The organism is Microbacterium terregens (assembly GCF_039534975.1).
GTDB lineage: Bacteria > Actinomycetota > Actinomycetes > Actinomycetales > Microbacteriaceae > Microbacterium > Microbacterium terregens.
The window spans coordinates 599,004-618,110 of sequence record NZ_BAAAWH010000001.1; the positions used below are offsets into that span (position 1 = coordinate 599,004).

Consider the following 19,107-nt stretch of genomic DNA (forward strand, 5'->3'; position numbering starts at 1 on the left):
CGCAGTCAGTAGTTGCGGGACACCCCGGGTACACGCCCGCAGAAACGGACTGCGGAGCACCAGGGGGCGCGGCGCGCGCGCTACGGCTCGCGCAGGACCAGCAGCTCGCCGATCTCGCAGTCCAGCACGCGGCAGAGCGCGGCGAGGGTGGAGTACCGGATCGCGCGGGCGCGATCGTTCTTGAGCACCGAGAGGTTCACGACCGAGACCCCGACCAGCTCCGAGAGCCGGGTCAGCGTCATTCCCCGCGCCTCGAGCAGCTCGTCGAGCCGGCAGTGCACGCCGCTCGGACCCTCGTCCTCTGCGGGGGTCACACGAGTCCCTCGGTGTCGCGCTGCAGGCGCTGCCCGCGATCGAACACGAACGACAGCGCGAGCACGGCGACGCCGGCCAGCAGAACCCCGGGCTCGAAGGAGAACCCGACGAGGAAGACGTCGCCGGCGATCGGGTTGAGCTCCGAGGCGGCCATCATGCGTCCGAGCCCTCCCAGCCCGCCGGAGAGCACGCTGCCGACAAGCAGCGCACCGCCGGCGATCTGGGTCGCGACGACCAATGATCGGTGGAAGGGGCGCTTCCACATCAGCAGCAAGAAGAAGTAGACGATCGCCCCCGCGGTGGTCGCGGCGGTGAGCGCGCCGAATCCGATCCCGGCCGCCACGAGGCCCCGGGTGGCGTCGCCGAGGCCGGTCGCGAGAACCCACGCCGTCTCGAACGTCGCCGATTGGATGCCCGCGCCTGCCCCGGATGCGGCGTGCGGAACCTCCGCGTCCGTGAGCAGTCCCACCGGGGTGGTGCCGGCAGCGATCTGGGCGATCTGGCGGATGGGCGGCAGCAGCAGCAGGATTCCGACGACCGCGGCCGCGGCGACGAACAGCCCGAGGATGCCCCGTTCGATGCTCTGGGACACAGTTGCGGGAGTGGTCATCAGAGGAGTCCTTCCATTTCGCGCTGCCCAGGAAGCCTTCCCGCAGCGTCATTCGCTCGAGCGCGGGCCGGCCAGGGATGCGCCGCTCGACAGATTCATATCGATAATCGTTATTATCGAGAAACGATATGCGGAGGGGATGCCGGTGTCAACCGTCCGCGATACTCCACCGCGCCGGCGGTGCCAAGGCGCTATGCCCATGGCGAACACCGGCGTAACGGCATCCGCCCGTCGTTACCCTCGATGTAAGGCGCTCCCAGTGCGCCCGTTGGCCCAGTGCCGGAGGAATGGATGATGTTCGAGAGATTCACGGACCGTGCCCGTCGTGTGGTTGTGCTCGCCCAAGAAGAGGCGAAGATGCTCAACCACAACTACATCGGCACCGAGCACATCCTGCTCGGTCTCATTCACGAGGGTGAAGGTGTCGCCGCCAAGGCGCTCGAGTCGCTGGGCATCTCGCTCGACGCCGTGCGCGAGCAGGTGCAGGACATCATCGGCCAGGGGCAGCAGCAGCCGACCGGCCACATCCCCTTCACGCCGCGCGCCAAGAAGGTGCTCGAGCTGTCCCTGCGCGAAGCGCTGCAGCTCGGTCACAATTACATCGGCACCGAGCACATCCTGCTCGGCCTGATCCGCGAAGGCGAAGGCGTCGCGGCCCAGGTGCTGGTCAAGCTCGGCGCCGACCTCAACAAGGTGCGCCAGCAGGTCATCCAGCTGCTCTCGGGTTACCAGGGCAAGGAGCCCGCCGCCGTCAGCGGTGCCGCACACGACAACACCCAAGCCGCTCAGGGAGGTTCTGCGGTGCTCGACCAGTTCGGTCGCAACCTCACGCAGGCTGCGCGCGAGAACAAGCTCGACCCGGTGATCGGGCGCGAGAAGGAGATCGAGCGGGTCATGCAGATCCTGTCTCGCCGCTCCAAGAACAACCCCGTCCTGATCGGCGAGCCCGGTGTCGGAAAGACCGCCGTCGTCGAGGGTCTCGCGCAGGCGATCGTGAAGAACGACGTGCCCGAGACGCTCAAGGACAAGCAGGTCTACTCGCTCGACCTCGGCTCGCTCATCGCCGGGTCCCGCTACCGCGGCGACTTCGAGGAGCGACTGAAGAAGGTCACCAAGGAGATCCGCACCCGCGGCGACATCATCGTCTTCATCGACGAGATCCACACGCTGGTCGGGGCCGGTGCCGCCGAAGGCGCGATCGACGCGGCATCCATCCTCAAGCCGCTCCTGGCACGGGGAGAGCTCCAGACGATCGGTGCGACCACCCTCGACGAGTACCGCAAGCACTTCGAGAAGGATGCCGCCCTCGAGCGTCGCTTCCAGCCGATCCAGGTCGCCGAGCCGAGCCTGCCCCACGCGATCAACATCCTCAAGGGGCTGCGCGACCGTTACGAGGCGCACCACAAGGTGCAGATCACGGACGGCGCGATCGTGGCCGCCGCGAATCTTGCCGACCGGTACGTCAGCGACCGCTTCCTGCCGGACAAGGCGATCGACCTGATCGACGAGGCCGGCGCCCGCCTGCGCCTGTCGATCCTCTCGTCGCCGCCCGAGCTGCGTGAGTTCGACGACAAGATCGCCGATGTGCGCCAGCAGAAGGAGCAGGCGTCCGAGGACCAGGACTTCGAGAAGGCCGCGTCGCTGCGCGACGAGGAGAAGTCACTTCTGGCCGAGCGCCTGCGCCTGGAGAAGCAGTGGAAGAGCGGCGACGTCGCGACCCACGCCGTGGTCGACGAGGGTCTGATCGCGGAGGTTCTCGCTCAGGCCACCGGCATCCCGGTGTTCAAGCTCACCGAGGAGGAGTCCAGCCGTCTGGTCTTCATGGAGAAGGCCCTGCACCAGCGGGTCATCGGCCAGGAAGAGGCGATCTCGGCGCTCGCCAAGACGATCCGCCGCCAGCGCGCCGGGCTCAAGGACCCGAAGCGCCCGAACGGCTCGTTCATCTTCGCCGGGCCCACCGGCGTCGGAAAGACGGAGCTGGCCAAGGCGCTCGCGGAGTTCCTGTTCGACGACGAGGCCGCGCTGATCTCGCTCGACATGTCGGAGTTCGGCGAGAAGCACACCGTGTCGCGGCTCTTCGGTGCCCCTCCCGGGTTCGTCGGCTTCGAAGAGGGCGGTCAGCTCACCGAGAAGGTGCGCCGCAAGCCGTTCTCCGTGGTGCTGTTCGACGAGATCGAGAAGGCCCACCCGGACATCTTCAACTCGCTCCTGCAGATCCTCGAGGAGGGTCGTCTGACGGACGGTCAGGGTCGTGTCGTCGACTTCAAGAACACCGTCATCATCATGACGACCAACCTGGGTGCGCGCGACATCGCGGGCGGCCCGGTCGGGTTCCAGGTCGAGGGCGACACGGCGACGTCGTACGACCGCATGCGGGGCAAGGTGCAGGAAGAGCTCAAGCGGCACTTCAAGCCCGAGTTCCTCAACCGTGTCGATGACATCATCGTCTTCCCGCAGCTGAGCAAGCCCGAGCTGATCCAGATCGTGGACCTGTTCACCAAGCGCCTCGGCGACCGGCTGCTGGACCGCGACATGACGATCGAGCTGTCGCAGGCCGCCAAGGAGAAGCTCATCGAGATCGGGTTCGACCCCGCCCTCGGCGCGCGGCCGCTGCGTCGTGCGATGCAGCGCGAGGTCGAGGACCGGCTGTCGGAGCGCATCCTGCACGGCGAGCTGAACGCGGGCGACCACGTCAAGGTCGACGCCGTGGACGGTGAGTTCGTCTTCGAGAACGGCCCGCGCGGCGACAAGGTCGCCGTCGGCATCACCTCGGCGGGCGAGATCAGCTCGACTCCCGACCTCGCGGTCGCGACGGGCGAGTAAGCCTCGATCCGGCGGAGCCCGGAAAGCGAAGAGCGGATGCTGTGGGCCCACGCGCCCCGAGGCTCCACGCAGCGCGACGCGATGCGTGGAGAGGGCGTGGGGAGCATCCGCTCTTCGTCGTCGTGGGTCCGCGCGAGCCCGTGCCCGCCCCGTTCACTTGCCCTGTTTGTACGCCGGGAGCGCCTTTCCGCGTACAAACAGGGCAAGTGAACGAGGGGGGCGATCCTGGGAAAGGCGGACGCGGCCGTAGGCTGGGTCGGTGAGCGAATACACGGTGCGGGCGGCGCGGGCGGCGGATATCCGCGGCATCCGTGATCTGCTCGAGCCGTACGTGCAGAGGCGGATCCTGCTCGGCAAGGACCTCGTCGTCCTGTACGAGGCCGTTCAGCAGTTCGTGGTCGCCGAGGATCCGGCCGGGGAGCTGATCGGATGCGGCGCCCTGCACGTCATCTGGGAGGACCTCGGCGAGGTCCGCACCCTGATCGTCGCGGACGAGTGGCTGCACCACGGGGTCGGCGGCGAGATCGTGACGGCCCTCGAGGCGAACGCGCGCGGTCTCGGCCTGACGCGCCTGTTCTGTCTGACGTTCGAGGTCGACTTCTTCACCCGCCGAGGATTCACCCCGATCGGCGAGCAGATCGTCGATCCCGACGTGTACTCGCAGCTCATTCGCAGCCCTGACGAGGGCGTCGCGGAGTTCCTCGACCTCGCCCACGTCAAGCCGAACACGCTCGGCAATACGCGGATGCTCAAGCACCTCTAGACGGCAAGAGCGGCCGCTCAGCGCCCGACGAACACCGCCGGCCGCTTCTGCTGGAACGCCGCGAAACCCTCTCGATAGTCGTCCGTATCGCACAGCGCGGCCTGCGCGGCGTTCTCCAGATCCACGGCATCCCACAGCGCGAGGCGCTCGTCGCGGATCCGCGCCACGAGTGCCTTGCTCGCCTGGAACGCCGCGGTGGCGCCGGAGGCCGCACGGGATGCCGCCTCCACCGTCGCGGGCAGCACGTCGTCGCCGGGGAACACGCGTGAGAAGAGACCGGACTGCACCGCCTCGGTGCCGCTCATGAGGCGCCCGGTGTAGATCAGGTCGAGGGTCTTGTGAGCGCCGAGGCGCTCGTAGAACAGCGCGTGTCCGCCCGAGTCCAGGGTCGCCCCCAGGGCCGCGAACGGGGAGCCGATCTTGGCGGTGTCGGCGACGTAGACCACATCCGTCGCGATCAGCAGCCCCAGGCCGACGCCGAGGCACGCGCCCTGCGCGGCCGCGAACGTCGGGGCGGGAAAGGCCGCCATGCGCCGCAGCAGCGGGGTGACCAGTCCGCTCAGGTACCCCAGCACGTCGTCGTCGCGCGGATCGACGTCCGAGATGTCGCGGCCTGCGCAGAACGCGGGCCCCTCGCCGCGCAGGATCAGCGCGCGCACTCCGGCGGCTTCGGCGGCGTCGTACGCGCGGCCGAGCTCGCCCAGCGCCGACTCATCGAGCGCGTTGCGCTTCGCGGGGGCGTTCAGCACGACGTGCGCGACGTCATCTGCGATGGTGAGGTCGATCATTGCGGCTCCTAGACGTCGTAGTCCACGACGACACGATCGGTCGTCGGATGGGACTGGCAGGTCAGCACGTACCCGCGCTCGATCTCGTCGGGTTCGAGCGCGAAGTTCTGCGTCATGCGCACGTCGCCCTCGACCAGGCGGGCGCGACATGTGCCGCACACCCCGCCCGCGCAGGCGAACGGCACGTCGCCGCGGACGCGGAGCGCGGCATCCAGGATCGCCTCGTTCGCCGCGACGGGCGACTGCACGGTCGAGGACAGCCCGTCCAGGGTGAACTCGACGGTGCGCGTCTCGTCGCCCGGGCGCACGTCGACGGGTCGGCCACGGTCGACGCGGGGCTCGTCGGCATCCGTCGTGAACAGCTCGAAGCGGATGTCGCCCGCCGGCACTCCGCGACGCGCCAGGGTGTCGCGGCACAGGGTGACCAGTTCGAACGGCCCGCACAGGAACCACTCGGTGACGGATGCCGGATGCACCAGCTTGTCGAGGATCGCGTCGAGCTTCTGAGCGTCGATGCGACCCGACAGCAGAGGGGCCGCCCGCTGCTCGCGGGAGAGCACGTGGTGCAGCGCCAGGCGTGCCGGGTAGCGGTCCTTCAGATCGGCGAGCTCCTCCAGGAACATCACGTCCTGCGTCGCGCGGTTGGTGTAGACGAGCGTGAAGCGGGCGGTCGGCGATGCGGCGAGGACCGATGCCGCGAGCGACATCATCGGCGTGATGCCCGAGCCGGCGGCGATCCCGGCCAGGTGCGCGCCGTCGAGGTCGGGGAGGTTCGAGGTGAAGGTTCCCTCGGGGCTCATCACGTCGACGCGGTCTCCCGCCTTCAGGTTCTCGTGGGCCCATACCGAGAACAGGCCGCCGAGGTCGCGCTTGATGGCGATGGACAGCTCGGTCCCCGAGCCTGGCGATCCGGCGGACGACGGCGGCCGGCAGATCGAGTAGCTGCGGCGGACTTCGCGCCCGTCGACGTGCGCGCGCAGCGCGACGTACTGGCCGGGCAGGTAGTCGTAGTCGCCCTGCAGCTCGGGCGGGACCGCGAAGGTCACCTCGATGCTCTCGGCCGTGAGCGGGCGCACCTCGGCGACCTCGAGTTCGTGGAAGCGTGCCCGGCGGCGCGTGGCGGTGTTCACCGGCGCGCTCACAGCACCTTGAAGAAGTCGAACGGCTCGAGACACGCCCGGCACTCGTAGAGGGCCTTGCAGGAGGTCGAGCCGAAGCGGGAGACCTCGTGCGTGTCGAGCGATCCGCACCGCGGGCACTTGACGGCCAGGCGCAGACGGATCGGCCCCTGCCCGAGCGCGGCACGGCCGGATGGCGGCGCGATGCCGTACTCGGTCAGCTTGCGCTTGCCGGCATCCGTCATCCAGTCCGTCGTCCACGCGGGTGTCAGCGTGGTGCGCACGTCGACGGTGTCGTATCCGGCTGCGGTGAGGGCGAGGACCACGTCGTCGCGCATCGCCTCGAGCGCGGGGCATCCGCTGTACGTCGGCGTGATCGTGACGGTCGCCCGGTCGCCGTCGACCTCGACCTCGCGCAGCACGCCGAGGTCTTCGATCGTGAGCACGGGCACCTCGGGATCGGTGACGGTCGCCGCCACCGTCCACGCGTGCTCGCGCGAGTGCACGGGGTGCGCGACTGCGGGAGGTCTCACCAGGTCACCCCCGGATGCTGTCGCGCGAGCACCTGCATCTCGGCGAGCAGATAGCCCAACGTCGAGAAATGCGTGCCGCGCCGCCCGCCCCCGGCCGAGACGAAGCCTTGCGGCACGTCCAGCTCCGCCTCTGCGAAGACCGTCGCGATCACGGCGTCGAAGCCGTCGCGCAGGGTCGACGGGCGCACCGCGATGCCCTCCAGGCGGTCGAGGACGGGCTCGTCGCGGAAGAGCTCGTCGACGTACGGCCACACGTTCTCGACGGCGCGGATCATCCGGGCTCGGGACTCCTCGGTGCCGCCGGCCAGGCGCAGCACCCACTGGATGGCGTGGTCGCGGTGGTAGTCGACCTCTTTCAGGGACTTCTCGGCGATCGCGGCCAGCGTCTCGTCCCGCGAGTGACGCAGCCCCGAGTACAGCTCGAACATGTAGGTCGCGACTACGAGTTGCCGGGCGATCGTCTGGGCGAAGTCGCCGTTGGGCTGCTCCACGATCCACGCGCAGCGGAACTCGTGCTCGTCGCGGAAGTAGGCGAGATCGTCCTCGGTGCGGCGGTCTGCTGTCCCGGCCGTCCCGGCACGTGCCGGCATGCCGCTCCCGGCATACCGCAGCAGCGAGCGGGCGTGGCCGAGCAGGTCGAGGGCGATGTTGGCCAGCGCGACGTCCTCCTCGAGCTCCGGGGCCCGCGCGATCCACCACCCCAGCTGCTGGGACAGGATCAGCGCATCGTCGCCGAGCCAGAGCGCGTATTCGGCGACATCGGGGGAGGCGACCGCGTCGCCGCTCCCGGCGAGCTCGGCGGCGAGCTCGATCTCGTCGACGGTGACCGACCCGTGGACGTGGGATTCTTCGTCTGCGCCAGTCACAGGTGCGGCACCCCCTCGGAGGCCTTGTAGTACGCCGCGTGCCGGTAGTTCTTGCCGGCTGGGCTCTCGAAGAACGCGCCCTTCGCATCAGGGTCGCTCGTCGTGATGGCGTCCGCGGGCACGACCCAGATGGAGGTGCCCTCCCCGCGTCGGGTGTACAGGTCGCGGGCGTTGCGCACGGCCATCTCGGCGTCGGGGGCGTGCAGCGACCCGGCGTGCACGTGGCTGAGTCCGCGGTTGGCGCGCACGAAGACCTCCCAGAGCGGCCACTGCTCGGTGGGCGATGCGCCTGGGCCCACGCGCCCGGAGGCTCCGGCCGGCGCGTCGGCGCCGCCCGGAGGGGGCGTGGGGAGGGTGCCCATCACGCCCCCGCCCCTTCGGCATCGCTCGGTGGTCGCGGAGCGCGCGTATCGAGACGCTTGCGTGCATACTCGGCGGCGGCCTCTCGCACCCAGGCGCCGTTCTCGTGTGCCTCCCGACGCGCCCGCAGGCGCTCGGCGTTCATCGGTCCACGCCCGGCGAGCACCTCGAAGAACTCGGTCCAGTCGATCTCGCTGTGCGCGTACTGCTGTGTCTCCTCGTCCCAGCGCAGGTGAGGATCGGGCAGCGTGACGCCCAGCGCCTCGGCCTGGGGAACCAGCATCCCGATGAATCGCTGCCGCAGTTCGTCGTTCGAGAACCGCTTGATCTTCCACGCCGTGGACTGGGCGGAGTTCGGGGACTGGTCATCGGGCGGGCCGAACATCATCAGGCTGGGCCAGTACCAGCGGTTCACGGCATCCTGGGCCATCTCCCGCTGGGCGGGGGAGCCCTGCATGAGAGTGAGCAGGATCTCGAAGCCCTGGCGCTGGTGGAACGACTCCTCCTTGCAGATCCGGACCATCGCGCGGCCGTACGGACCGTACGACGCGCGGCACAGGGGCACCTGGTTGCAGATCGCGGCTCCGTCGACGAGCCAGCCGATCGCGCCCATGTCGGCCCAGGTGGGTGTCGGGTAGTTGAAGATCGAGGAGTACTTCGCCTTGCCGGTGATCAGCTGCTCGGTGATCTCGTCGCGGGTGATGCCGAGGGTCTGGGCGGCCGAGTAGAGGTACAGTCCGTGGCCCGCCTCGTCCTGCACCTTGGCCATCAGGATCGCCTTGCGCTTCAGGCTCGGTGCTCGGGTGATCCAGTTTCCCTCGGGCTGCATGCCGATGATCTCGGAGTGGCCGTGCTGCGAGATCTGCCGGATCAGAGTCCGGCGGTAGGCGTCCGGCATCCAATCGCGCGGCTCGACGCGGGAGTCCGCCGCGATGATCTCCGAGAAGCGGCGCTCTTCGTCGGTGAGCTCCGGCTCGACGGTGCTGAGCTGTGCGGTGGTCATCGTCGACTCCTGCCTGGACGGAACGGTGGTTTACAGAACGATCGTTTAGTTATTATGGCAGACATGGAGCGACCCACGAAAGCGATGATGCAGCGAGACCTCGCCTCGGCGGCACTCGGGATGGTCGTCGAGCACGACGAACCGGGTCGAGCGGTCGTCTCGATGCGAGTCCGCGACGACATGACCAACGGCTTCCACATCACCCACGGCGGGCTCGTGTTCGCCCTCGCCGACACCGCCTTCGCGATCGCGTGCAACGAGGACGAGCGCATCACGGTCGCGCAGGGCGCCGATGTGACGTTCCTCAAGTCGACGACGACCGGGCAGACGCTGACGGCCACCGCGGTCCGGCGTGCGCGCAACGGGCGGTCCGGGCTCTACGACGTCACCGTCACCGACGAGACCGGCGACGTCGTGGCCGAGGTCCGCGGGCGGTCGCTGGTTACGGACCGCACCCTGGCCGACCAGTAGCAACGCCGTGCACGCCGACCAGTAGCAACGCCGTGCACAACGTCGCCGATCGGCGCCGATGGGCTGGCCCGGCGCACCTCAGGGTGGCGTGACGGCCGGATCAGCGACGTTGTGCGCGGGGACGGCCGGCAGGCTCGGCCTCAGGCGGCGGCGAGCTGCTTGGCGACGAGGGTCAGCACGTCGTATTGCGCGACCACCTCGTCCTTCTGGTTGCGGATGACGGCATCCCAGCGCACCTCGCCGTACTCGTCGGTCTCGCGCGGCGTGATCTGCTTCGCCGTGAGCTCGACCCGGATCTCATCGCCGGGCGAGACCGGCGTGAGGAAGCGCAGGTTCTCCAGTCCGTAGTTGGCGAGCACCGGACCCGGCTCGGGATCGACGAACAGTCCGGCGGCCCACGAGACGAGAAGATACCCGTGCGCGACCCGGCCAGGGAAGAACGGGTTCGCCGCTGCGGCCTCTTCGTCCATGTGGGCATAGAACGTGTCGCCTGTGAAGTGCGCGAACGTCTCGATGTCGGCGAGGGTCACCTCCCGTGAGGCCGACACGATCTGATCTCCGATCCGCAGCTCCGCGAGGGACTTGCGGAACGGATGCCGCCCCGCGGAGTTGGCGGCAGCACCGGCGTGCCAGACGCCGGTGAGCGCGGTGAGCATCTCGGGTGAGCCCTGCACGGCGGTCCGCTGCATGTGGTGAAGGACGGCGCGGATGCCGCCGAGCTCTTCGCCGCCACCGGCGCGACCCGGACCGCCGTGCACCAGATTCGGCAGCGGCGAGCCGTGTCCGGTCGAGGAGCGGGCGTCGTCGCGGTCCAGCAGCAGCACGCGGCCGTTGAACGCCGAGATCCGGCTCATCAGTTCCAGTGCAACCTCCGGGTCGTGCGTCGCGATGCTGGTGACGAGCGATCCGCCGCCGCGCGCGACGAGATCAGCGGCCTCGGCGACCGTGTCGTAGGCGAGGACGGACGCGACCGGACCGAACGCCTCGAGCTGGTGCACGGCGTCGGCCGCGGCATCCGCGAATCGCAGCATCAGCGGCGTCACGAAGGCGCCGTCGGGGGACTCGCCCACCGAGCCGTCGGCGCGAGTCACGGACGGCGTGCCGGTCGAGCCGATCACGACCTCGCCACCGGCGGCTTCGAGTCGCGCGACCTGCGCCAGCACGTCGTCGCGCTGCGCGGTGGAGGCGAGCGGGCCCATGGTCACACCGTCCGCACGCGGGTCTCCGACGACCACGCGCTCGGCGATGCGGGCGCGCACGGCCTCGATGACGGCGTCGACGGATGCGGCGGGGACCAGTGCCCTGCGGATCGCGGTGCACTTCTGTCCGGCCTTCGAGGTCATCTCGGTGACGAGCTGACGGACGTAGGCCTCGAACTCCGGTGTTCCGGCGACCGCATCGGGTCCGAGCACGGACGCGTTGATCGAGTCGGTCTCGCTGGTGAATCGCACTCCACCGGTCTGGACGCTGTCGTGCGCGCGCAGCATCTCGGCCGTCGTCGCGCTGCCGGTGAAGCCGACGATGTCGCCCAGACGCAGGTGATCGAACAGACCGGGCACACTGCCGCTCACCAGCTGAAGCGCCCCGTCCGGCAGCAGTCCCGAGTCGACGAGGATGCGCACGAACGCCTCGGCCAGGTAGCCGGTCGGCGTCGCGGGCTTGACCAGCGTCGGCATGCCCGCGAGGAACGCGGGGGCGAATTTCTCCAGCGAGCCCCAGACGGGGAAGTTGAAGGCGTTCACCTGGACGGCCACCCCCGGCAGCCGCGTGTAGATGTGCCGGCCGAGGAACGAGCCGTCCTTGGACAACGGCTCGACGGGCCCGTCGACGAAGACGCGCGTGTTCGGCATCTCGCGTCGCGCCTTGCCCGAGTACGAGAACAGCACGCCGATGCCGCCGTCGATATCGACCCAGGAGTCGGCCTTCGTGGCACCGGTGCGCGCCGACAGCGCGTACAGCTCGTCCTTGCGCTCGGTCAGCGCCAGCGCCAGCTTCTTGAGCAGCACCGCCCGCTCGTGGAACGTGAGTGCTCCGATGCTCGCCTGGCCGACGGTCCGGGCGTACTCGAGCGCGGCGCCGAGATCGAGTCCTGCCGTGCTCACCCGGGCGACGACCTCGCCGGTCGACGCGTCGCGCACGTCCGTCGCGCCCGCATCGTCTGCGGGGGTCCACCACGCGCCTTGTATATAGCTGGGCAGGATGCCGCTCATCAGTGTCTCCGTAGGTGTAGGTCGTCGCACTCGCCAATACCTTACCGATCGTTCAGGAAAAGCGCTCGCCGACGGATGCGGGTGCCACACTGGAGGCGTGCCCGATATCACCGCCGCAGCCGCCCTCGCCCCCGCACGTCGGGGGCGACCGGGATACGACCGGCGGCAGATCCTCGAGATCGCGGTCGAGGTCTTCATCACCCAGGGCTACGACGCGACCTCGGTGTCGTCGCTGGCCGCCCGGCTGGGCCTGTCGAAGTCCGCGCTGTACCACCACTTCGATTCGAAGGAGCACCTGCTGGGTGTCGCGCTCGAAGAGGCCCTGGGCGGACTCGAGGGAGTGCTTTCCGAGCCCGGTGCGCGCGAGGGCGGCGCCGGCGAACGGCTCGGGTACGTGCTGCGCGGCGCGGTCCGCGTCCTCGTCGACAAACTTCCCTTCGTCACGCTTCTCCTGCGGGTCCGCGGCAACAGCGATGTCGAGCGGCAGGCGCTGGGGCGTCGCCGTGCCTTCGATCATGAGGTCACCGGAATGGTGCGTGCCGCGCAGGAGGAGGGCACCGTACGCGCGGACGTCGATGCCTCGGTCGCCACCCGCCTGCTGTTCGGCATGGTCAACTCGATTGTCGAGTGGTACCGACCGACCGGTCCGGAGGGTGCCGCCGAGCTCGCATCCGACGTGATGTCGGTCGCGCTGGACGGCCTCCGCACCCGCTGACGACGGCCGCTGCGCCGCGGTCGCGAGGCCGATGTCCGAAAGGGGCGCGCCGACCCGGAGCGGCTCGCGACGCGGGCTTAGCCTGGAGGCATGAGCGCCGCACCTCCCCGCAGACGGCTGTCGCCGGCGGTCTACCGGCGCCGGCGCATCGTGCTGCTGCTCGCGCTGCTGGCTGCCGCCGCGCTCGTGTGGGTGCTCATCGCACAACCGTGGCGAGGAGCATCCGCGACCGCACCGGACCCGACACCGACCTCGGTGCAGGGTGGCGTCAGCGACCTCCCCGTACCCGGGACGTCGACCCCGACGCCGAGCGGAGCGCCGACCCCGGAAGGGACGGCGGATGCTGTTCCCTCGCCCTCCGCGGCACCCTCCGACACCGCGACCCCCACCGCCAAGGCCTGTATGGCGCGGGATGTCACGGTCGAGCCGCTCACCGATCAGGACACCTATGACCCGGGTCAGAATCCGCAGCTGTCGATCCGGCTGACCAACGCCGGCTCGACGGACTGCACGCTGAACGTGGGCACGAGCAAGCAGTCGTTTCTCATCGTCAGCGGCGACGACGTCTGGTGGCGCTCCACGGACTGTCAGACCGAACCCAGCGACATGCTCGTGCTCCTTGCGGCGGGTCAGTCCGTCTCCAGCGCCGCTCCGCTCACCTGGGATCGCACCCGCTCCTCGGTCGGCGACTGCGGCGCCGGCGACCGGCAGGTCGCGCCCGGCGACGGGGCTTCGTACCATCTCAGCGTCGAAATCGGCGGCATCCCCTCGACGCAGTCGAAGCAGATCTTCCTCTACTGAACCTGTCCCCCGAAGAGGGGACAGACGGTTCTTCGACACCCGCGTAATCTTGAATCAGCTCCCGGTTCTATCGGCTCCTAGCTGTCCCCAGCAGCATTTCGTCCCCAGCGAGAAATACGAGCCCACGGTGAGCATGTGGCCCTCTCGAGTCATCCCCCGCGCAGGGGGTGGTCCGAGGGGGCCATGTTTTTCCCCTCAGGCGGGCGCCGGTGTGGTTCGACGGACGGCGCTCCAGAGGCGAGCGGCGACGGCTCCGCGTCGCGCACCGGTCACCGAATACTCCTGATGAGAATCGATTTCCCGTCGCTCGGACGGCTGATCGTCACGCTCGGGAAAGAACGCAGGGCCGGAGTATCCCCCCGGACCACTCCGACCCCGCTTCCCCCATGCTAGGACTTGTCGCCGAAGACTTCCGACTCCATCGCGTCATATCCCTCTGCCTGGGGGTCTCGATGCGTGCCGCCGGACAGCGCGTACTCCTCCTCGGGAGACAGAACGAGGCGGTGGCGGAACGACACGGCGAAGCCGACGAGGATCACGACGTAGACGATTCCGATGGCGATGATGGCCGGCAGGAACGTCGGGTTGAGGAGGAAGCCGACGAAGATCAGCGCAGCGATGACCGCGGCGATGACCGCCCCGGGGATCCCCCACGGGCTGACGTACGGTCGGCTCGCGTTCGGGAACTTCTTGCGCAGGATGATGAACGAGATCATCTGCAGCAGGTACGCGAGCACCGCGCCCCAGACCGCGATGTTCAGCACGATCGCGCCTGCCACGGCGCCTGCGCCCTCGTTGACGGCGGCAAGGCTGTCCAGCACGACCAGGGCGATGAACCCGATCACCGCGCCCACCGCGAGGGCGACCCACGGGGTCTGCCGCTTGCCGGTGAGCGAGAGGAACTTCGGGTAGTAGCCCGCGCGCGAGAGCGAGTACATGTTGCGTCCGTAGGCGAACATGATGCCCTGCAGTGAGGCCAGCAGCCCGACCAGCGCGAACAGGGCCAGCAGCGCGGCGAGCTGGTCGCCGACGATCGCCCGGAATCCGTCCAGCAGCGGCTCCGCGGCCACGCCCGTCGCCTCCGCGCCGATGACTCCGGTGTTGAGGAACAGCACCAGCAGGCCCGTGACGATCAGCGTGCCGCGGGCCCAGAATCCCGCCTTCGGAATGTCGCGCACCGGGTTGTGGGATTCTTCCGCCGCGAGCGGCAGCTCCTCGATCCCGAGGAAGAACCACATGGCGAACGGCAGCGCGAACAGGATCGGGAAGAACCCGTGGGGCAGGAATGCCGTCTGCCCCGGATCGGGCTCGATGTTCCAGAGCGCGTCCCACGAGAACGCGCCGGTGAACAGCGACATGAGCGAGAAGACCACGATGATGCCGATGGAGATGATCGAGACCACGATCGCGAACCGGAACGAGATGGCAGCGCCCGAGGAGTTCAGCGCGATGAATGCGACGTAGAGGATGATCCACCACACCCAGGTCGGCATCGAGAAGTTCAGCAGCTCGGTCGTGATCGCGTCGGCGTACGAGGCGGAGAAGTACACGATGACCGCCGTGGTCGCGACGTACTCGATGGTCTCGGCCGCTCCGGTGATCAAGCCGCCCCAGGGTCCCATCGCCGATCGCGCGAACGAGTAGGCGCCGCCGGTGTGCGGCATCGCGGCCGCCATCTCTCCGATCGAGAAGATCATGCCGTAGTACATCGCGACGAGGATCACGAAGGCGATCAGCATGCCGCCGAATCCGGCGAAGTCGATGCCGAAGTTCCACCCGGAGAAGTCGCCCGAGATGACCGCGGCGACCGCCAGCCCCCACAGGCCCCAGATTCCCGCTGACCGTTTCAGCGTCCTCTTCTCGAAGTACCCTTCACCCGCCCGTGTATAGGTTGCTCCGGCGACCTTGGCCGAGTCACTGCGAGCGGGCACATTGCTGGACTGAGTCATCGATCCTCCGAGCAGTCGGGTGCGGCGCGGAGCGGGCGCCATGGGCATGATTGTGATGCCTAAAGGTGGGTTCTGTCTACCTTTGAAACGAACTTTCTGATTACAGTGGACGCAGCGCGGACGCCCGGAATCGCGCTCGTGCCGCGCGCAGCCTGCGCGCTCAGGGAGGGTGACGGATGCCAGGAAACCTCAGCGTCTCGGAGTTGAACGCGGCGATCGCGGCCGACGAGATCGATACCGTGATCGTCGCCTTCCCCGACGCCCAGGGCCGGCTGGTCGGCAAACGGGTGTCGGCTCGCTTCTTCCAGGAGGAGGTGCTGCCGCACGGCGCCGAGGCGTGCAACTACCTGCTGTCGGTCGACGTCGATATGAACACCATCGACGGCTACGCGATGTCCAGCTGGGAGAAGGGCTACGGCGACATGATGCTGCTGTCGGACCCCGACACCCTGCGGCGCATGCCGTGGCTGGAGGGCACCGCGCTGGTGATGGCGGATCTGGCGTGGCAGGGCGGCGAACCGGTCGTGCAGTCGCCGCGCGCGATCCTCACGCATCAGCGGGATCGCCTGGCCGAGCGCGGGCTCACGGCATACGCCGGCACGGAGCTGGAGTTCCTCGTCTTCGACGACACGTATCGGGATGCCTGGGCGCGGGGCTACCGGGACCTGAAGCCCTCGACGGACTACAACGTCGACTACGACATCCTCGCCTCCGGCCGGCTCGAGCCGCTGCTGCGCGACATCCGCCGTGGGATGGACGGCGCCGGCATGTACAGCGAAGGCGTCAAGGGCGAGTGCAACCTCGGTCAGCAGGAGATCGCGTTCCGCTATGCCGAGGCCCTGGAAACGGCCGACCAGCACACCATCTACAAGAACGGCGCGAAGGAGATCGCCGAGAAGCACGGCAAGTCGATCACGTTCATGGCGAAGTTCAACGAGCGCGAGGGCAACAGCTGTCACGTCCACCTCTCGGTGCGCGACCAGGGCGGGGGGCCGGTGATGGCCGGTGACGGCGAGTACGGGTTCAGCCCGCTGATGGGGCATTGGATCGCCGGCATCCTGGCGACCCTGCGCGAGTTCACCCTGCTGTACGCCCCGACCATCAACTCGTACAAGCGCTTCCAGAAGGGGTCCTTCGCCCCCACCGGCGTCGCCTGGGGCCTGGACAACCGGACGTGCGCTCTGCGCATCGTCGGACACGGCCCGTCACTGCGGGTCGAGAACCGGGTTCCCGGCGGCGACCTCAACCCCTACCTCGGCATCTCCGCGATCATCGCCGGCGGGTTGCACGGCATCGCGAACGAACTCCCGCTGCCCGAACCACTCGCCGGCAATGCGTACACGGCGGGTGTCGACCACCTGCCGACGACCCTGCGGGAGGCGGCGCAGCTGTTCGAGCAGTCCGCGATCGCCCGGGAGGCCTTCGGCGACGAGATGGTCGATCACTATCTCCACCAGGCGCGGATCGAGGTCGAGGCGTACGACGCGGCCGTGACCGACTGGGAGCGGATCCGTGGTTTCGAACGCCTCTGACCCTTCGACGAGCTCAGGGACCGGGCGGGTGGACTCGGGGACCGGGCGGGTGGACTCGGGCACCGGGCGGGTGGGCTCGGGGACCGCGGGGTCGCACCGACGCGCGCCGGTCATCGGCCTGACGACGTATCTCGAGCAGGCCAAGCAGGGCGTGTGGGATGTCCGCGCCGCGTTCCTGCCGCACGTCTACTTCGACGCCGTCGCCGCCTCGGGCGGGGTCGCGGTGCTGCTGCCGCCGCAGCCGAATCCCGAGCTCGCGGCATCCGTTGTTCTGGACGGACTGGACGGCCTCATCTTGACCGGTGGGCTCGACGTGCAGCCCGAGCTGTACGGGGCGGAGCGGCATCCGCGCACCGACCCGCCCCGCCCGGAGCGGGACGCCTGGGAGCTGTCGCTCTTCCGCGGCGCGGACGAGCGGCGCATTCCGGTGCTGGCGATCTGCCGAGGCCTGCAGCTGGTCAACGTCGCACGCGGAGGGACTCTCCAGCAGCACCTGCCCGAGTCGCTGGGCACGGAACGTTACCGCGTCGGCGGGGGCGTCTTCGCCTCCAACACCGTGGCGGTCCACGACGGCACCGCGCTGGCCGACATCGTCGGCGAGGGCGACCTCGTGGTCCACAGCTACCACCACCAGGGCGTCGACCGGCTCGGCGACGGTCTCGTCGTCACCGCGCGCACCGACGACGGGCTCGTCCAGGCCGTAGAGTCCACCGAGGCCGGATACGTGCTCGGCGTGCAGTGGCACCCCGAGCAGGACACCGAAGACCGGCGGCTCTTCGCGGGACTGGTCGCCCAAGCATCCATCCATGCCGCGTCCCGGTACGGCGCCGCGCGCCCATCCGAGCACGAGCCCACATCGGAGGCGATGCCGTGAGCACGTTCACACTGATCAATCCAGCGACGGCTGCGCCGATCCGCGAGGTGCCTCGAGCCGGGGTCGGCGAGGTGGACGCGGCGATCGCTCGCGCGGTCACGGCGCAGAGATCCTGGGCAGCGCTGCCCCCCGTCGCCCGAGCGGACGCGCTGCGGTCGTTCGCGCGCGCCGTGGAGGCTCGGATCGAGGAGCTCGCCCAACTCGAGGTGATGAACTCGGGGCATCCGATCAGCTCCGCCCGTTGGGAGGCGTCCCATGTCGCGCAGGTGCTGAACTTCTACGCGGGAGCGCCCGAGCGGCTGTCGGGGCAGCAGATCCCGGTCGCCGGCGGCATCGATGTCACCTTCCACGAGCCGTACGGCGTCGTGGGGATCATCGTGCCGTGGAACTTCCCGATGACGATCGCCGCGTGGGGCTTCGCGCCCGCGCTCGCCGCCGGCAACGCGGTGGTACTCAAGCCCGCCGAGCTGACACCGCTGACGGCGATGCGGCTCGGTGAGCTCGCCCTGGAGTCCGGTCTGCCCGAGGGGCTGTTCGAGGTCGTCACCGGGTCGGGGTCGGTCGTGGGGCAGCGATTCGTCACGCATCCCGACGTGCGCAAGGTCGTCTTCACCGGCTCGACGGAGGTGGGAACGGATGTCGCGGCCGGCTGTGCCCGCGCGCTCAAGCCCGTGACGCTCGAGCTGGGCGGCAAGAGCGCGAACATCATCTTCGCGGACGCCGATCTGGAGCGGGCCGCCGCATCGGCCCCGGGCGCCGTGTTCGACAACGCGGGTCAGGACTGCTGCGCCCGCAGCCGCATCCTCGTACAGCACTCTGTGTTCGACCGCTTCCTCGAGCTGCTCGAACCCGCCGTCGCCGACTGGCGCGTCGGTGATCCGCGCGACGAGGCGACCGAGATGGGTCCTCTCATCTCGGCAGCGCACCGTGACTCGGTCATCCCGTTCGTGAAGCACTCACGCGTCGCCTTCCGAGGCTCGGCACCCAACGATCCGGGCTTCTGGTTCGCGCCGGCCGTCGTGCTGCCCGAATCGCCGCGGGACCGCGTCGCCCAGCACGAGATCTTCGGCCCGGTCGTCGCGGTGCTGCCGTTCGAGGACGAGGCCGACGCGATCCGCCTCGCCAACGACACGATCTTCGGCCTCGCCGGGTCGATCTGGACCGAGAACCTCGGCCGCGCGGTGCGCGTCTCGCGCGCCGTGAAGAGCGGCGTCCTGTCGGTCAACTCGCACTCGTCGGTCCGCTATACGACGCCCTTCGGCGGTATGAAGGCCTCAGGGCTCGGCCGCGAGCTCGGGCCCGATGCGGCGGAGCACTTCACAGAGACGAAGAACGTCTTCTACGCGACGGGCGATGCCTGATGAGCATGGCACTCT

At 69.1% G+C, this 19,107-nt stretch carries 18 protein-coding genes; 8 read left to right on the forward strand and 10 right to left on the reverse strand.

Annotation, left to right across the window (positions count from 1 at the left end; all coding sequences use genetic code 11):
* Nucleotides 1–80: 80 nt before the first annotated feature.
* Nucleotides 81–314 (reverse strand): helix-turn-helix domain-containing protein, encoded by a 234-nt coding sequence (locus ABD655_RS02775; RefSeq protein ID WP_344711516.1) that lies wholly within the window; start codon nt 312–314, stop codon nt 81–83.
* Nucleotides 311–925, reverse strand: coding sequence for a hypothetical protein (locus ABD655_RS02780; protein ID WP_344711517.1), 615 nt, complete (start codon nt 923–925; stop codon nt 311–313). The genes ABD655_RS02775 and ABD655_RS02780 overlap by 4 nt, the downstream gene beginning before the upstream one ends.
* Nucleotides 926–1,219: 294 nt before the next feature.
* On the opposite strand from ABD655_RS02780, the gene ABD655_RS02785 reads away from it, so the two are divergent.
* On the forward strand, nt 1,220–3,748 hold the full coding sequence (locus ABD655_RS02785) for an ATP-dependent Clp protease ATP-binding subunit (RefSeq protein ID WP_344711518.1): 2,529 nt from the start codon (nt 1,220–1,222) through the stop codon (nt 3,746–3,748).
* A 259-nt stretch (nt 3,749–4,007) separates the two neighbouring features.
* On the forward strand, nt 4,008–4,511 hold the full coding sequence (locus ABD655_RS02790; protein WP_344711519.1) for an amino-acid N-acetyltransferase: 504 nt from the start codon (nt 4,008–4,010) through the stop codon (nt 4,509–4,511).
* A 17-nt stretch (nt 4,512–4,528) separates the two neighbouring features.
* Here ABD655_RS02790 and ABD655_RS02795 read toward each other — a convergent pair whose 3' ends face one another.
* The 6 genes from ABD655_RS02795 to paaA are packed head-to-tail and all read right to left on the reverse strand — an operon-like array spanning nt 4,529 to nt 9,179.
* Complete coding sequence (locus ABD655_RS02795) at nt 4,529–5,299, reverse strand: enoyl-CoA hydratase/isomerase family protein (RefSeq protein ID WP_344711520.1); 771 nt, start codon at nt 5,297–5,299, stop codon at nt 4,529–4,531.
* A gap of 8 nt (nt 5,300–5,307) precedes the next feature.
* Complete coding sequence (paaE, locus tag ABD655_RS02800) at nt 5,308–6,441, reverse strand: 1,2-phenylacetyl-CoA epoxidase subunit PaaE (RefSeq protein ID WP_378720905.1); 1,134 nt, start codon at nt 6,439–6,441, stop codon at nt 5,308–5,310.
* The gene (paaD, locus tag ABD655_RS02805) at nt 6,438–6,950 is read right to left on the reverse strand and encodes a 1,2-phenylacetyl-CoA epoxidase subunit PaaD (protein ID WP_344711522.1); all 513 of its coding nucleotides are present in this window, start codon (nt 6,948–6,950) and stop codon (nt 6,438–6,440) included. The genes paaE and paaD overlap by 4 nt, the downstream gene beginning before the upstream one ends.
* Entirely contained in the window at nt 6,947–7,816 is an 870-nt protein-coding gene (paaC, locus tag ABD655_RS02810; protein ID WP_344711523.1) for a 1,2-phenylacetyl-CoA epoxidase subunit PaaC, read from the reverse strand. Before paaC ends, paaD begins: the two co-directional genes overlap by 4 nt.
* A complete protein-coding gene (gene paaB / locus ABD655_RS02815; RefSeq protein ID WP_378721001.1) occupies nt 7,813–8,178 on the reverse strand; it encodes a 1,2-phenylacetyl-CoA epoxidase subunit PaaB in 366 nt (121 codons plus the stop codon). The genes paaC and paaB overlap by 4 nt, the downstream gene beginning before the upstream one ends.
* Nucleotides 8,178–9,179 (reverse strand): 1,2-phenylacetyl-CoA epoxidase subunit PaaA, encoded by a 1,002-nt coding sequence (gene paaA / locus ABD655_RS02820; protein ID WP_344711525.1) that lies wholly within the window; start codon nt 9,177–9,179, stop codon nt 8,178–8,180. Before paaA ends, paaB begins: the two co-directional genes overlap by 1 nt.
* Before the next feature lie 63 nt (nt 9,180–9,242).
* Between paaA and paaI the strand changes: the two genes are divergently transcribed.
* A complete protein-coding gene (paaI, locus tag ABD655_RS02825) occupies nt 9,243–9,650 on the forward strand; it encodes a hydroxyphenylacetyl-CoA thioesterase PaaI (protein WP_344711526.1) in 408 nt (135 codons plus the stop codon).
* 140 nt (nt 9,651–9,790) lie between these two features.
* On the opposite strand, the gene paaZ is transcribed toward paaI, so the two are convergent.
* Nucleotides 9,791–11,860 (reverse strand): phenylacetic acid degradation bifunctional protein PaaZ, encoded by a 2,070-nt coding sequence (gene paaZ / locus ABD655_RS02830; RefSeq protein WP_344711527.1) that lies wholly within the window; start codon nt 11,858–11,860, stop codon nt 9,791–9,793.
* A gap of 97 nt (nt 11,861–11,957) precedes the next feature.
* On the opposite strand from paaZ, the gene ABD655_RS02835 reads away from it, so the two are divergent.
* Both ABD655_RS02835 and ABD655_RS02840 read left to right on the forward strand, forming a co-directional pair.
* The gene (locus ABD655_RS02835) at nt 11,958–12,575 is read left to right on the forward strand and encodes a TetR/AcrR family transcriptional regulator (protein ID WP_378720909.1); all 618 of its coding nucleotides are present in this window, start codon (nt 11,958–11,960) and stop codon (nt 12,573–12,575) included.
* Between the two features lie 90 nt (nt 12,576–12,665).
* Nucleotides 12,666–13,376 carry a hypothetical protein gene (locus ABD655_RS02840; protein WP_344711528.1) on the forward strand — a complete coding sequence of 237 codons (711 nt, stop codon included), beginning with the start codon at nt 12,666–12,668 and terminating at the stop codon, nt 13,374–13,376.
* A 389-nt stretch (nt 13,377–13,765) separates the two neighbouring features.
* On the opposite strand, the gene ABD655_RS02845 is transcribed toward ABD655_RS02840, so the two are convergent.
* Nucleotides 13,766–15,325: an amino acid permease gene (locus ABD655_RS02845; protein WP_344715643.1), complete on the reverse strand. Its 1,560-nt coding sequence runs from the start codon at nt 15,323–15,325 to the stop codon at nt 13,766–13,768.
* Between the two features lie 176 nt (nt 15,326–15,501).
* On the opposite strand from ABD655_RS02845, the gene ABD655_RS02850 reads away from it, so the two are divergent.
* The 3 genes from ABD655_RS02850 to ABD655_RS02860 all read left to right on the forward strand — a co-directional run bounded on the left by ABD655_RS02850 (nt 15,502) and on the right by ABD655_RS02860 (nt 19,092).
* A complete protein-coding gene (locus tag ABD655_RS02850; protein ID WP_344711529.1) occupies nt 15,502–16,857 on the forward strand; it encodes a glutamine synthetase family protein in 1,356 nt (451 codons plus the stop codon).
* A gap of 70 nt (nt 16,858–16,927) precedes the next feature.
* Nucleotides 16,928–17,731, forward strand: coding sequence for a gamma-glutamyl-gamma-aminobutyrate hydrolase family protein (locus tag ABD655_RS02855; protein ID WP_344715645.1), 804 nt, complete (start codon nt 16,928–16,930; stop codon nt 17,729–17,731).
* On the forward strand, nt 17,728–19,092 hold the full coding sequence (locus ABD655_RS02860; RefSeq protein WP_344711530.1) for an aldehyde dehydrogenase family protein: 1,365 nt from the start codon (nt 17,728–17,730) through the stop codon (nt 19,090–19,092). The genes ABD655_RS02855 and ABD655_RS02860 overlap by 4 nt, the downstream gene beginning before the upstream one ends.
* The last annotated feature ends 15 nt before the right edge of the window (nt 19,093–19,107 follow it).

Excerpts from the sequence above, each read along its gene's own strand:
- ABD655_RS02780 (WP_344711517.1), bottom strand. The coding sequence starts at position 925 with ATGACCACTCCCGCAACTGTGTCCCAGAGCATCGAACGGGGCATCCTC.
- ABD655_RS02785 (WP_344711518.1), top strand. The coding sequence starts at position 1,220 with ATGTTCGAGAGATTCACGGACCGTGCCCGTCGTGTGGTTGTGCTCGCC.
- ABD655_RS02795 (WP_344711520.1), bottom strand. The coding sequence starts at position 5,299 with ATGATCGACCTCACCATCGCAGATGACGTCGCGCACGTCGTGCTGAAC.
- paaB (WP_378721001.1), bottom strand. The coding sequence starts at position 8,178 with ATGGGCACCCTCCCCACGCCCCCTCCGGGCGGCGCCGACGCGCCGGCC.
- paaA (WP_344711525.1), bottom strand. The coding sequence starts at position 9,179 with ATGACCACCGCACAGCTCAGCACCGTCGAGCCGGAGCTCACCGACGAA.
- paaI (WP_344711526.1), top strand. The coding sequence starts at position 9,243 with ATGGAGCGACCCACGAAAGCGATGATGCAGCGAGACCTCGCCTCGGCG.
- paaZ (WP_344711527.1), bottom strand. The coding sequence starts at position 11,860 with ATGAGCGGCATCCTGCCCAGCTATATACAAGGCGCGTGGTGGACCCCC.
- ABD655_RS02840 (WP_344711528.1), top strand. The coding sequence starts at position 12,666 with ATGAGCGCCGCACCTCCCCGCAGACGGCTGTCGCCGGCGGTCTACCGG.
- ABD655_RS02845 (WP_344715643.1), bottom strand. The coding sequence starts at position 15,325 with ATGACTCAGTCCAGCAATGTGCCCGCTCGCAGTGACTCGGCCAAGGTC.
- ABD655_RS02850 (WP_344711529.1), top strand. The coding sequence starts at position 15,502 with ATGCCAGGAAACCTCAGCGTCTCGGAGTTGAACGCGGCGATCGCGGCC.